This is a genomic window from Rhizobium mulingense (genome assembly GCF_029194105.1).
GTDB classification, from domain to species: Bacteria; Pseudomonadota; Alphaproteobacteria; order Rhizobiales; family Rhizobiaceae; genus Rhizobium; species Rhizobium mulingense.
Genome location: NZ_JARFVE010000007.1, coordinates 1 through 13,624, shown reverse-complemented (window position 1 = coordinate 13,624; position 13,624 = coordinate 1). Strand labels below are relative to the sequence as shown.

Here is a 13,624-nt window from a genome sequence, read left to right as displayed (position 1 = left end):
TCCTGACCTTAAATGGTGCCGGCGGCATTCTTGTCGGGCAGTGCCGCCGTCAGAATGCTGCGCTCGTCGAAAACCGGCCGGGCGACGTCGGCCGCCACCCGGCCCTGACACATCACCATGATGCGATCGCAGATGCCCATGACTTCGGGCAACTCGCTCGATATCACTAAGATCGCCATGCCGCCGGCCGCCAACTCATAGAGGATGTCGTAGATTTCCGACTTCGCCCCGACATCGATACCGCGGGTCGGCTCATCGATGACGAGAACCTTGATGCCCTGCTCGGAGAGCCAGCGCCCGAGAATGACCTTCTGCTGATTGCCGCCCGAGAGATTGACGATGTCCTGCCGGCGCGACGGCGTGCGCACCCGAAGCTTGGCGATAAATTGGTCTGCCTGTGCTGCCTCCATCTTCGGCTTCAGAATGCCGAAGGGCGAAAAGTGCCGGCGTGATGAAATCGCGATGTTCTCTTCAATCGACCGACCTTGGACGATACCGTCGAATTTGCGATCCTCGGGGCAGAGCACCATGCCGGCCTTGATCGCCGCTTTCGGATTGTGGGGCGATACGGCAATGTTGTCGATCGTGACCTGGCCCTGATCTCTGGCATCGGCGCCATAAAGCAGCCGCGCCATCTCGCTGCGGCCGGCGCCGATCAGACCGAAGAAGCCGAGAATTTCGCCCTGGCGCACGGAAAAACTGATCGGATTGCGCAGCCTCGGCCCGGACAGGCCCTTGACCTCCAGCCTTATGTCGCCGAGCGTGCGTTCGCGCCATCCCCAGATATTGCTGATCTCGCGCCCGACCATTTCCGAAATGATCTGTTCGCGCGTCGTCTCGGCGATCTTCGGGTGATGGGCGGCAAGCTTGCCGTCACGCAGCACCGTCAGGCTGTCGCAGAGCCGAAAAATTTCGTCGAGACGATGCGATACGTAAAGGATGACGGCTCCCCTCGCCTTCAGCCTGCCGATAAGCGAAAACAGGATTTCGCTTTCACGCGAGGAAAGCGAGGAGGTCGGCTCGTCGAGCGCGATCACCCGCGCGTCGAGCATAACCGCCTTGGCGATCTCGATCATCTGCCGCGCGCCGATCGAAAGCGAGCTGACCTTGGCGGAAGGATCGACGTCGATGCCGATTTCCGCGAGCTTCGTGCGCACCGTCTCGATCAGCGTCTTCGAATGGATGACGCCGCCCCTGGCCGGAAAACGGCCGAGCCAGAGGTTTTCGGCGACCGTCAATTCCGGAACGAGCTGCAGCTCCTGGTGGATGACGACAATGCCGGCGTGGAAGGCGTCACGCACCGAGCCGTATTTCTGCTCCTCGCCGTCGATGAAGATGCTGCCGTCATCGGCGGCCTGATCGCCGGAAAGCACGCGGATCAACGTTGATTTGCCGGCGCCGTTTTCGCCCATAAGGCCGTGGACGGCACCCTTCGCGACGGTGAAGGAAACATTCGCCAGCGCCTGCACGCCGGGATAGCCCTTGGAGATATTGTTGAATTCGAGGAAAGCCATCACCGCTCCGCCGAGAAGGATCCGGCAGCATGCTCGCCTGCCGCCGGATTGACATCATCCGGAGATGATCACTGGATGCCAAGATCCTTGCGGACCTTCTCGTAATCGCCGCGCAGTGCCAGCGACCCGGAGGTCAGCGTTAGCTTGGCCGGCTCCTTGCCGTTGGCGATCCAGTCGTACATGTTCATCGCTGTCTCGTAGCCATGACGCTTCGGCGAGATGATGACGGTTCCGAAGAAACCTGTCGCGGCCGGCTTCTTGAATTCGTTGATCGCAGATTCTGCCCCGCCGATGCCGACGCCAATGATGTTGGTCGCGGGAATGCCGACCGATTCGGAAGCACGGACGGCGCCGAGGACGGCTTCGTCGTTGAGGCCGAAGGCGACCCAGTATTTCACATCGGCATGTTTGTTGAGAACCGTGGTCGCGGCATTGAGTGCCGCTTCCGTATCGGTCTTCGCCTGCGGCGCGTCATATATATTCTCGGCCGGGAAGCCGGCTGACTTCAGCACCGAAATCGCCCCCTCGACGCGATCGACCGCGGTTGGGAGCTGATCGTAAGAAACCCGGATCGCGCCGACATTCTTCATGTCCCAGCCACGCTTCTTGATCTCGTCGACGATGGCCTGCCCGACGGTCTCGCCGATCTTGGTGGCCGAAATGCCCATATGCGGCACGTCCTCCAGCGGTTTGCCGTCGGCGCTGACAAGACGGTCGTCGACCGTCATCAGCTTCAATTGGTTGGCTTCCGCCTTGGCGACGATGCCGGGGCCGAGCTTGACGTCGGGCGTGCAGACGATGAAGCCCTGCGCACCCTGAGCGCCGAGATTGTCGATCGCCGACTGAACCTTCTCGCCGTCTTCGGCGCCGATCTTGACGACCGTGAAGCCTTTTTCCTTCGCGGCCTGGTCTGCGAATTTCCATTCGTCCTGAAACCAGGGCTCTTCCGGCTGCTTGACGATGAAACCGATCTTGACGTCCGCGGAAAATGCCGAGCCAGCTGTCAGAATGGCGAAAGTGCCAGCCAGAATAGCTGCTTTGAACAAGCGCATGTCTCTCTCCCTAAACTCTGAAATCGAGCAACTGCCTCCCAGGCAGCGTCCAATGAATTACGTTAAATCATCATACCAGTCAATTGCCAATGTATGATGATTGGAGTAGTAGGACAGTGACGGGAAACGGATGCAGCCGTCGCAAACTGGATCGAATTCGGATAATCAGGTTTGGTTGCTGCAGGGAGAGAGAGCGGAGAGGTGAAGTTGGAATCGACCGAGGAACAGGGCCGAATGGAAAGCCCGGGCAGCGGACGCCGCCCGCGCGTACGCCGCAACATCACGGCGGCGATCGCTCAGCACATCTGCGCGGACCGCTATCCCTCTGGCTCGGCGTTGCCCCGCGAGAACGACCTCTGCGAACTCTATGGCGTTAGCCGCACGGTGATCCGCGAATCATTGAAGGTCTTGGAATCCAAGGGCCTCGTCCGCGGCAAACCGCGGGTCGGAACGACTGTTTGCGACAGGGACGACTGGAATATCCTGGATGCCGAGGTGCTCGATTGGATGGGGCCTTACATCAAGGACTTCGACCTGTTGGGCTGCATTCTCGAAGCCCGGCGCACCATAGAGCCGGCAGCCGCCGAATATGCCGCCGAACGCGCCAGCGCCCAGGAGATTGCCGACCTCGACAAGGCCTGGCGGCAGATGCGCGACAGCGCCGGTGAACCGGAAAGCTTCACCGATGCCGATGTGATGTTTCACATCGTGCTGCTCACCGCCAGCCACAACCAGGTCTTCCGCCGCCTGTCGAGCGCCATCCATGCGGCGCTGAAATATGCATTGCATGCCTCCAATATCGCTGTCGAAAACCGGGAGGATGCGGTGCTCGTTCACGGCCAGCTAGTCGAGGCTTTGCGCATGCGCGACAAAACGGCTGCCCGCGAATGCGCCAACCGCATGCTCGACCTTGCAGTGCGCGACCTTGCCGCCGCCGAAAAGGCGATCGGCAGAACGAAATGATGGTTCCTGAGGAGCCGCTTGAAACATGAGAAGAGACCGAAAGAACCGCGATGAAGATCACCAAACTCACCACCTATATCGTTCCACCGCGCTGGCTGTTTCTGAAGGTCGAGACCGACGAAGGCATCGTCGGTTGGGGTGAGCCGGTCGTCGAAGGCCGCGCGCTGACGGTCGAGGCCGCCGTCCACGAACTCGAAGACTACCTGATCGGCAAGGACCCCTTCCTGATCGAGGACCATTGGACGGTGATGTATCGCGGCGGTTTCTATCGCGGCGGTGCCGCCCATATGAGCGCGATCTCCGGCATCGACCAAGCGCTCTGGGACATCAAGGGCAAGGCGCTCGGCCAGCCGATCCATTCGCTGCTCGGCGGCCAGCTGCGCGACCGCATCAAGGTCTACTCCTGGATCGGCGGCGACCGTCCCGCCGATGTCGCCAACAATGCCAGGGAGGTGGTCGCCCGCGGCTTCAAGGCGATCAAGCTCAACGGCTGCGAGGAGATGCAGATCGTCGATACCAATGAGAAGGTGGAGAAGGCGGTCGAGACGATCGCCGCCATCCGCGAGGCGATCGGCCCTCATATCGGCATCGGCGTCGATTTCCACGGCCGCGTTCACAAGCCGATGGCCAAGGTTCTGGCCAAGGAGCTCGAACCTTACAAGCTGATGTTCATCGAGGAACCGGTGCTCTCCGAAAACAAGGAAGCGCTGCGCGATATCGTCAACCACACGTCGACACCGATTGCGCTCGGCGAACGGCTTTATTCCCGCTGGGACTTCAAGCAGGTCCTTTCTGACGGTTACGTCGACATCATTCAGCCGGATCTTTCGCATGCCGGCGGCATCACCGAATGCCGAAAGATCGCAGCGATGGCCGAAGCCTATGACGTGGCGCTGGCGCCGCATTGCCCGCTCGGCCCGATCGCGCTCGCCGCCTGCCTGCAGGTCGACGCCGTCAGCTACAATGCCTTCATCCAGGAACAGAGCCTCGGCATCCACTACAACACCGGCAACGACATTCTCGACTACATCTCCAACAAGGAGGTGTTCCATTATGCCGATGGTTTCGTGTCGATCCCGCAGGGACCTGGTCTCGGCATCGAGGTCGACGAGGCCTATGTCATCGAGCGCGCCAGGGAAGGCCATCGCTGGCGCAACCCGATCTGGCGCCATGCCGACGGCAGCTTCGCCGAATGGTAAAGATTGGAGGGGCCGCGCAAGCGGCCCTTTTTCATGCGCCGTGTCGGATATCGCCGATCTCATCCGTCATAGTGGAAACTCAAAGAGGAGATTTCAGAATGGCCAGAGCAATCGCAATCATCGTCGCCCGCGTCATCTTCAGCTTCATCTTCTTCATGGCCGCCGGCTTCAAATTCGCCGATATCGGCGCGACGGCGGGCTATATCACCGCCGCCGGTTTTCCGATGGCGACATTCCTGACCTGGGTCGCGGCCTTCTTCGAGATCGCGCTGGCGCTCGCCTTCATCTCCGGGGCCTTCTTTGCCGAAGCCAGCCTGCTCGCAGGCATCTACGTGATCTTCCTCGCCTTTGCCTTCCACGGTCCGTCTCATTGGCAGCAGAACCAGGCCGAATTCGGCTTCTTCGTCGATCACTTCACCTTCCTCGCCGGCCTGCTCTACGCCGCCGTCCATGGGCCGGAGAGATGGGCCCTCAAGCAGACGCTTCTCAGATAGGCGTGACAACCCGCGCCCCTTCCGGAACCAACTGCCGCGCCGGACATTGGCATACGGCGGAACCTCAAGGAGAGCGTCCATGGAGCTGAAGGGAAAGATCGCGTTGGTAACCGGCGCCGGTTCCGGCATCGGCAAGGCAGCCGCGTTGAAACTCGCTGCCGAGGGAGCGGCGGTCGCTGCTTTGAGCCGGACGGCAGACGAAGTCGAAAAGACCTGCGCCGAGATCACGGCGCTCGGCGGCGACACGATCGCGCTGACGGCCGATACCAGCGACGAGGCTCAAATGCGAGCCGCGGTGCAGAAACTTACGGATACCTTCGAGGGCCTGGACATCGTCGTCGCCAATGCCGGGATCAACGGCGTCTGGGCACCGATCGACGATCTGAAGCCGGACGAGTGGGACAAGACGATCGCTGTCAACCTGCGCGGCACCTATCTGACACTGCATCTGACGGTTCCGCATTTGAAGCGTCGCGGCGGCTCGATTATCGTCATCTCCTCGATCAACGGCACCCGCACCTTCACCACGCCGGGCGCCACTGCCTATACAGCCACCAAGGCCGGCCAGGTCGCGATGGTCCAGCAGCTCGCTTTGGAACTCGGACGGCACGGCATCCGCGTCAATGCCGTCTGCCCCGGCGAGATCGAAACAAATATCAACGCCAATACCGCCAGTCGTGGTCGTGAAGAAACCGAGGTTCCGGTCATCTGGCCGGAAGGCGATATTCCGATCGCAGGCGGCAAGGCGGGCAAGAGCGAGGATGTCGCCGAGACCATCCTCTTCCTCGCCTCCGAGCGCGCCCGGCACATCACCGGCACCCCGATCTGGATCGACGGCGGCCAGGGCCTGCTGCGATAGCCGCGCGTCGTCAGACGGTCAGTCGGCAAGCCGCGCGCTGTCCAAGGTGTAGAGTTCCTGTGCGCGCTGCACCCCGCGCAACGCATAGCGCCCGACGCAGGCGAGCGCGGCGCGCTCTTCCTCTGGAATGGCCGAAGCAAAATCGGAGGAGATCAACAGGTTGAGATCGACCGAACGGCACATGGAGGCAATCCGGCTGACCTCGTTGACGGCCGGGCCGATCACTGTGAAATCCAGCCGGTTCTGGCTGCCGATATTGCCGTAGAAGACATCGCCGATATGCAAGCCGATATAGACATCCGTCGTCGGCCTGCCGTCAGCCGCGCGCGCGGCATTCAGGGTGACGAGCTTCTCCCGCAGCAGCGATTCGGCGCTGAGCGCTGCACGGCAAGTCTCCGCCGGCACCTCGCCCTTGAAAATGGCGAGCACGCCGTCGCCGATCAGTTTCAGGACGTTGCCGCCCGCCTCATGGATCGCAGAGATTGCCACCTCGCTGTAATCGTTGAGCAGCGGGATGATTTCCTCCGGCGGCACACGGTCGGAAATCTTGGTGTAGTTCAACAGATCGGAAAACCAGAGCGCCGCCGAAATCCGCTCCGACTTGCCGCGGCTGATCTTGCCTTCCATCACCTGGCGCGCCGCGTCCTCACCGAGATAGACTTCGGCGATGGTGCGGGCGATGCGCCCGAGCGCGATGCACTTGATCGCCAAACCGAGGACCGGCACCAGCTTGCGCAGGATGGCGAGATCGTGATCGGAAAAGCCTTCAGGATGTTTCGTCGCGAAATGCGAGAAGAAGCAATCCATCTCGCCGATCGTGCCGGCCTCGCTGAAACGATGCATCATCGCCACGAAATCCGTGTGGCCGGCTTCTGCAATCTTGTCGAGCATACTGAAATCGGTCGGATCGCCGAAGCCCAGGCGTCGGCGCACCTCCCGCTCGTTGCCCGACCAGAGATGGTAGAAGGCCGAACGCTGCCAGTTCGCGGCCGCTTCGCCTGAGCTCGTCGGACCATACTCGAATTCGGCTTCGATCTCCTCCACGCTGTCCCAGCGGAAGGCGCGGCCCTCATGTACGGGGTGCAGCGTGTCCATCAGCGCCAGACCCCGGTCGAGCGGCAGGCCGGCATTCCGGCAGGCTGCGCAGAAGCCGGTCATCAATTCTGCTTCCGAAACGCCCTTCAGTCCCTGCTCCGTAACCCAAGCCGCAATTGTGCTGACGTCGCTGTAATCCATGCCGCTTACCTCGCTCACATCAGCTTTAGCCCAAATCCGGCATCGATTGAAAGCCGATAAGCTCAATCGCTGGCCGGCATGTTGTAGGGCGTGATGATTCCAACCGCTGAAAGCAGGGCGGGAACTGCCCGCCGGGCTGAGACCCCGCGGCTCATGATCGCCCTGAAAGCCGACCGCGCGTCGGCTCTGCGATCATAATGGAGCACGAAGCCGATTCCGGCCCGCACCAGGCAAGGCTCGATTGTCGACATCGAGATCATAGGCGACGAAGACGTGGACAGGACGGTCGGCCGCATCGAAAGCCGCCAGCCGGCGCGGTTGCCGCCGATCGGTTAGACGGCGTTGATCGCAGGATCGGCCACCGCGCTGCCGCGAAGGCGATGTCCTTGACGAGAAAAACACGCGCCATAGGAATCCTTCTGATGGTTTTTTGATGGATTGCTGATCTATATCACCGCGCATCGCGGCGTATAGTGCCTCCATCGGAAGAGGGAGGAGCCCATGATGAAAACCGACAACCTGAGGAAAATGCGCGCCGACCGTGTTTGGCTCTCCGAAGACGCCAGCAATCTTGCTGATTTTCGCCACTTGGCGGAAAAGACGACCGTGCTTGCCGATTATCCCACCGCGTCAGCGTTCGAGAAGAACATCCTGATCTACGACAGCCGCAAGGTGACGGCGGCGGCCGCGACGGTAGAAGATAAACGCGCCATGCTGGCTGAAATCTGCGAACCCTTGGGCGAAGGCCCCGGCGTGGTCGTATTCAAACATGCTTACGAGGATACCGGCATCATCGACCGCGCCAGCGCCATTTTCGATGCAATCATTGAGGAGCAGCATCGCACCTCGACCGGCGGCGGCGATCACTTCGCCAAGCCCGGCGCCAACGACCGCATCTGGAATTCGCTGGAAAAACATTGCCTCGCCGAACCGGAAAATTTTGCCGAATATTACGGCAATGCCATCGTCGCAATGGCAAGCGAAGCCTGGCTCGGCCCAAGCTACCAGATGACGGCGCAGGTCAACCGCGTCAACCCGGGCGGCGCCGCGCAGTCGGCACATCGCGACTACCATCTCGGCTTCCAGTCGTCTCAGGTGATCGAGCAGTTTCCGGCGCATGTGCACCGGCTTTCGCCGGTGCTGACGCTGCAAGGTGCGGTCGCCCATTGCGACATGCCGCTCGAAAGCGGTCCAACACTCTTCCTGCCGCACAGTCAGACCTATGTTCCAGGCTATCTCGCGCTGAAGCGCCAGGAGTTCCGCGATTATTTCGAAGCCAACCACGTGCAGCTGCCGCTCGAAAAAGGCGACGTCGTCTTCTTCAATCCCGCACTTTTCCATGCCGCCGGCACCAATCGCTCGGCCGACATCAAGCGCGTCGCCAACCTCCTGCAGGTCTCCTCGGCCTTCGGCCGGGCGATGGAAACCGTCAACCGCGAGAGGATGAGCGCCAGGCTCTTTCCCGCCTTGAAGACCTTGCAGGGCAGGCTCTCCCCCGATGAAATCACCAACGCCGTCGCCGCCTGCGCCGAAGGCTATTCCTTCCCAACCAATCTCGACCGCGACCCGCCGCTCGGCGGCCTGGCGCCGAAGACACAGGCGCAACTGATGCACGAGGCGTTGAAAGAAGGCTGGAGCGACGAAGTCTTTACGGCAGCGCTTGCCGAGCAGGCGCGGAAGAAATTGAGCTGAACTTGGGGGCTGGAGCCCGCCCCCTCATCCGCCCTACGGGCACCTTCTCCCCCATGGCTAGAAGGGGGAATAGGGACGACGCGGCATATCTCTTCTACCCATCGGGGAGAAGGTGCCGGCAGGCGGATGAGGGGCCACTCGCACCAACAGAACCGCCTCCCGCACCTTGTGGGAGGCCATTCGCATATCACTACCATGGAGGAACCACATGAGCACAGATCACGGCCGCCTCGACGGCAAGATCGCCATCGTCACCGGCGGTACGCAAGGCTTGGGCGCCACTATTGCCCGTCTCTTCGCCGAACGCGGCGCGAAAGGCATCGTCATTTGCGGGCGCAATGAAGCCAAAGGCAAGGCGAAAGCTGCCGAGATTTCCGCCACCACCGGCGTGCGGGTCGTCTATGTCAAGGCCGACCTCGGCAACGTCGAAGACGCGCGGAATGTCGTTCACGTCTGCGACAAGGCCTTCGGCCGGGTCGACGCGCTGGTCAATGCCGCCGCCATCACCGATCGCGGTACCATCCTCGATACCAGTCCTGAACTCTTCGACGCCATGTTCGCCGTCAATGTGCGCGCGCCGTTTTTCCTGATGCAGGAGACGGTGAAGGTCATGCGCCGCGAAAAGACCGAAGGCACCATCGTCAATATCGGCTCGATGTCCGCCAAAGCCGGCCAGCCCTTCATCGCCGCCTACTGCGCCTCCAAGGGCGCGTTGGAAACGCTGACGAAAAACACCGCCTATGCGCTCCTGCGCAATCGAATCCGCGTCAACGGCCTCAATATCGGCTGGATGGCGTCGGAAGGCGAGGACCGCATCCAGCGCGAATATCACGATGCCCCCGCCGACTGGCTGGAAAAGGCGGCCGCCAACCAGCCCTTCGGCCGCCTCGTCGATCCGCATGAGGTGGCGCGCGCTTGTGCTTACCTGTCGTCGGCCGAATCCGGGCTGATGACCGGCTCGGTCATCTGCTTCGATCAGTCGATCTGGGGTGCTTACGACGGCTCGCCGCATCCGGTCGCCGCCCTCTGAAAAACCGGACCCGGCATTTCCACTGGCCTGGCCCTGGCACCTTCCGGCATTTGTCGCTAGGAAAAGAGCGGCAGCATTCAGGGAGGAACTGGCGTGGCCGACAATCCGCTTTATGACATCCGCGATGAACGTTTCGGCGCTCTGGTCATCGGCAGCGCCGCGCTCGAGGAACTCTATTGCGGCTGCCGCTGGACGGAAGGCCCGGTCTGGTTTTCCGACCTCGACTGCCTGCTCTGGAGCGATATACCGAACGAACGCATGATGCGCTGGACGCCCGACGGCACGGTCTCGGTCTTCCGCTCGCCCTCCAATTACGTCAACGGCAACACCCGCGACCGGCAGGGCCGGCTTATCTCCTGCGAACACGGCGGCCGCCGCGTCACCCGCACCGAGACGGATGGCAGCATCACCGTTCTTGCCGACAGCTACAAAGGCAAACGGCTGAACTCGCCGAACGACGTCGTCGTCCGTTCCGACGGTTCGATCTGGTTCACCGATCCGACCTACGGCATCCTGTCGGACTACGAAGGGCACAAGGCCGAGTCCGAGCAGCCGACCCGCAACGTCTATCGGATCGATCCTTCAAGCGGCGCGATCGAGGCCGTCGTCGAGGACTTCATCCAGCCGAACGGCCTTGCCTTCTCGCCCGACGAGACGAAGCTCTACATTGCCGATTCCGGCTCGGCAAAACATGCCGTGCCACGCCATATAAGAGTTTTCGACGTCGTCGACGGCCGAAGGCTTACCAACAGCCGCTATTTCTGCAGCCTCGATGTCGGCAATCCCGACGGCTTCCGCTTTGATGTCAGCGGCAACCTCTGGACGAGCGCGGGGGACGGCGTGCATTGCTTCGCGCCCGATGGCACGCTGCTCGGCAAGATCAAGGTGCCGCAGACGGTGTCCAACCTCACCTTTGGCGGCCCCAAGAAAAACCGGCTCTTCATCACCGCGACGCGCTCGGTCTATTCGATCTACACGAAGACCAACGGCGCGCAATTTCCGTGAGGATCAGGACCGGCTTGAAGAACGCCGTTCCGGGATGACGACTTGCATAAAAAAAGCTAAAGCGCGTCTCACGAATGAGATTCGATGTGCGTGCTTCAGAGCATGATGCCGAAACCTGTGAGCGATTTTCGGATAACATCCTGTTCTGGCAGCCCGCACATCCATTGCATCAAGAAGGGATGTCCCGATGACCCGATTTTCACGCGCCGAAGGCCGCCGTACCACTTCTGATGCCATGACCGGGAGAGCCTGAGATGCGTTCCGTCGTTTCTTTCAACGAAGGCTGGAGTTTCCATGAGGGCTTCGGACAGCGTCTGCTCGAAACCTTCGACGCCGCCAAGTCGGTCAGCCTGCCCCATACCGCCGTCGAACTACCGTTCAATTATTTCGACGAGAAAAGCTATCAGCGCGCCTTCACCTATCAGAAAGTGCTGCGCTGGCTGCCCGAATTCGAGGGCCGCGAGGTTTGGCTCGTTTTCGACGCCGCCATGGCCGACAGCGTCGTCTATCTGAACGGCGAAGAGATCATCGCCCACAAGGACGGCTACACCCCCTTCGAGGCCCGCCTCACCGGCAGGCTCGTCAAGGGCGAGAACCTCGTGACCGTCAAGATCGACGGCAGCGAAAACCCTGAGATCCCGCCCTTCGGCGGCCGCATCGATTATCTGACCTATGCCGGCATCTACCGCGACGTCTGGCTGAAGGTCACCGATCCGGTGTCGATCCGCAATCTCAAGATCGAAACCGCGGACGTTCTCGCTCCGGAGAAATCGGCAACCATCCGCGTCGATATCGCCAATCCCGAGGGCCGCAGCTTCTCGGCGACCGTCACCGCCGCGCTGAAACAGGCCGACGGCACGGTGATCGCCACCGCAGCGACTGAAACGATCGGCAACCGCACGGCGCTTTCCTTCGGCGGCCTCACCGGCATTACCCTCTGGGACATCACCAACCCAACGCTCTATGAGGTCACGGTCGAACTCAGAACCGAGCACGGCTCCGACCGCCTCTCCAGCCGCTTCGGCTTCCGCACCGCCGAATTCAAGCCGGAAGGTTTCCTCTTGAACGGCAAGCCGCTGAAGCTGCGCGGCCTCAACCGCCACCAGTCCTTCCCCTATGTCGGTTATGCCGCCGGCCGCTCCGCCCAGGAACGCGACGCCGACATTATGAAGAGCGTGCTGAAGTGCAATATCGTCCGCACCTCGCATTATCCGCAGTCGAAATGGTTCCTCGACCGCTGCGATGCGATCGGCCTGCTGGTGTTCGAGGAGATCCCCGGCTGGCAGCATATCGGCGATGCCGACTGGCAGAAGGAATCGATCGAGAACGTCCGCCGCATGATCGAGCGCGACTGGAACCACCCCTCGATCATCATCTGGGGCGTGCGCATCAACGAGTCCCAAGATAACCACGATTTTTACGCCGAGACCAATCGCCTCGCCCGTGAGCTCGACAGCACCCGCCAGACCGGCGGCGTGCGTTACATCACCGAGAGCGAACTGCTCGAAGACGTGTACACGATGAACGACTTCATCCTCGGCAACGAGGAACTGCCGGGCGCCAATCGCCCGCGCACCGCATTGCGCGGCCAAGAGGAAAATACCGGTCTGTCCCGGAAGGTGCCGTATCTCATCACCGAGTTCAACGGCCACATGCACCCGACGAAAATTTATGACCAGGAGCAGCGCCAGGCCGAGCATGTGCGCCGTCACCTGGAGGTGCTGAATGCCGCCTATGGCGACCCCGATATCTCGGGCGCGATCGGCTGGTGCATGTTCGATTACAACACCCACAAGGATTTCGGCTCCGGCGACCGCATCTGCTATCACGGCGTCATGGATATGTTCCGCGAGCCGAAATTCGCGGCCTACGCCTATATCAGCCAGTGCGACCCGTCCGACGAGATCGTCATGAAGCCGGTGACCTTCTGGGCGCGCGGCGAGCGCAATATCGGCGGGGTGCTGCCGCTGATCATCCTGACCAATTGCGACGAGGTTGAACTGCAATATGGCGGGCTCAGCAAGCGCATCGGCCCGGACCGCGAGAATTATCCGCATCTGCCGCATCCGCCCGTCGTGCTCGATCATCGCCACTTCACCGCCGACGAGCTCGGCACCTGGGGTCTCGAATGGATCGACGGCACCTTGACCGGCTATATCGGCGGCGAGCCGGTGGCGAGCCTGACGTTTGCCGCCGATCCTCTGCCGACGACGCTGGAAATCGTCGCCGACAGCCACACGCTGAAAGCCCGGGAACGCGACAGCACCCGCGTCATCATTCGCGCCCTCGACCAATGCGGCCAGCGACTGCCCTTCATGAACGACAGCATTTCGCTGAATGTGCATGGACCCGGAAAAATCGTCGGCCCGGCCAACGTGCCGCTACAGGGCGGCACCGCCGGCTTCTGGCTGGAGGCGACGGGTTTGGTCGGCGAGATCACCGTCGAAGCGGTCTCCTCGCGTTTCGCGCCGGTGACCCTCACTGTGACGTCCGCCGCCTGACAGCCATCACGCGATCCGCATCTGGCTGTCTGGATCGAAGAACACGGCCTTGTCGAGATTGAAGGCAAGGCGGGTATTT

Annotated in this window: 11 protein-coding genes and 1 pseudogene; 8 read left to right on the top strand and 4 right to left on the bottom strand. The window is 61.5% G+C overall.

Annotated elements, in window-relative coordinates; genetic code table 11:
• Nucleotides 1-8 precede the first annotated feature (8 nt).
• Together araG and PYR71_RS17375 are read right to left on the bottom strand one after the other, a co-directional pair.
• Entirely contained in the window at nt 9-1,514 is a 1,506-nt protein-coding gene (gene araG, locus PYR71_RS17380; protein WP_275620230.1) for an L-arabinose ABC transporter ATP-binding protein AraG, read from the bottom strand.
• 68 nt (nt 1,515-1,582) lie between these two features.
• Nucleotides 1,583-2,566 carry an arabinose ABC transporter substrate-binding protein gene (locus tag PYR71_RS17375; RefSeq protein WP_275620229.1) on the bottom strand — a complete coding sequence of 328 codons (984 nt, stop codon included), beginning with the start codon at nt 2,564-2,566 and terminating at the stop codon, nt 1,583-1,585.
• A 234-nt stretch (nt 2,567-2,800) separates the two neighbouring features.
• Between PYR71_RS17375 and PYR71_RS17370 the strand changes: the two genes are divergently transcribed.
• The 4 genes from PYR71_RS17370 to PYR71_RS17355 all read left to right on the top strand — a co-directional run bounded on the left by PYR71_RS17370 (nt 2,801) and on the right by PYR71_RS17355 (nt 6,081).
• Nucleotides 2,801-3,529, top strand: coding sequence for a FadR/GntR family transcriptional regulator (locus tag PYR71_RS17370; RefSeq protein WP_275620415.1), 729 nt, complete (start codon nt 2,801-2,803; stop codon nt 3,527-3,529).
• 50 nt (nt 3,530-3,579) lie between these two features.
• Nucleotides 3,580-4,728 carry a galactonate dehydratase gene (gene dgoD / locus PYR71_RS17365; RefSeq protein ID WP_183917725.1) on the top strand — a complete coding sequence of 383 codons (1,149 nt, stop codon included), beginning with the start codon at nt 3,580-3,582 and terminating at the stop codon, nt 4,726-4,728.
• A 98-nt stretch (nt 4,729-4,826) separates the two neighbouring features.
• Nucleotides 4,827-5,222, top strand: a complete 396-nt coding sequence (locus PYR71_RS17360) for a DoxX family protein (protein ID WP_275620228.1) — start codon at nt 4,827-4,829, stop codon at nt 5,220-5,222.
• Between the two features lie 79 nt (nt 5,223-5,301).
• Nucleotides 5,302-6,081, top strand: a complete 780-nt coding sequence (locus tag PYR71_RS17355) for an SDR family oxidoreductase (protein ID WP_275620227.1) — start codon at nt 5,302-5,304, stop codon at nt 6,079-6,081.
• 18 nt (nt 6,082-6,099) lie between these two features.
• On the opposite strand, the gene PYR71_RS17350 is transcribed toward PYR71_RS17355, so the two are convergent.
• The gene (locus tag PYR71_RS17350) at nt 6,100-7,317 is read right to left on the bottom strand and encodes an adenylate/guanylate cyclase domain-containing protein (protein WP_275620226.1); all 1,218 of its coding nucleotides are present in this window, start codon (nt 7,315-7,317) and stop codon (nt 6,100-6,102) included.
• Nucleotides 7,318-7,379: 62 nt separating this feature from the next.
• A pseudogene (locus tag PYR71_RS17345) lies at nt 7,380-7,676 on the bottom strand (LacI family transcriptional regulator); the annotation flags it as partial.
• A 145-nt stretch (nt 7,677-7,821) separates the two neighbouring features.
• Here PYR71_RS17345 and PYR71_RS17340 point away from each other — a divergent pair.
• The 4 genes from PYR71_RS17340 (at nt 7,822) to PYR71_RS17325 (ending at nt 13,545) form a co-directional block, all read left to right on the top strand.
• On the top strand, nt 7,822-9,009 hold the full coding sequence (locus PYR71_RS17340; RefSeq protein ID WP_275620414.1) for a phytanoyl-CoA dioxygenase family protein: 1,188 nt from the start codon (nt 7,822-7,824) through the stop codon (nt 9,007-9,009).
• Between the two features lie 208 nt (nt 9,010-9,217).
• On the top strand, nt 9,218-10,039 hold the full coding sequence (locus PYR71_RS17335; protein WP_275620225.1) for an SDR family oxidoreductase: 822 nt from the start codon (nt 9,218-9,220) through the stop codon (nt 10,037-10,039).
• 93 nt (nt 10,040-10,132) lie between these two features.
• Complete coding sequence (locus tag PYR71_RS17330; protein WP_275620224.1) at nt 10,133-11,044, top strand: SMP-30/gluconolactonase/LRE family protein; 912 nt, start codon at nt 10,133-10,135, stop codon at nt 11,042-11,044.
• Between the two features lie 254 nt (nt 11,045-11,298).
• Nucleotides 11,299-13,545 (top strand): glycoside hydrolase family 2 protein, encoded by a 2,247-nt coding sequence (locus PYR71_RS17325; protein ID WP_275620223.1) that lies wholly within the window; start codon nt 11,299-11,301, stop codon nt 13,543-13,545.
• Nucleotides 13,546-13,624 lie beyond the last annotated feature (79 nt).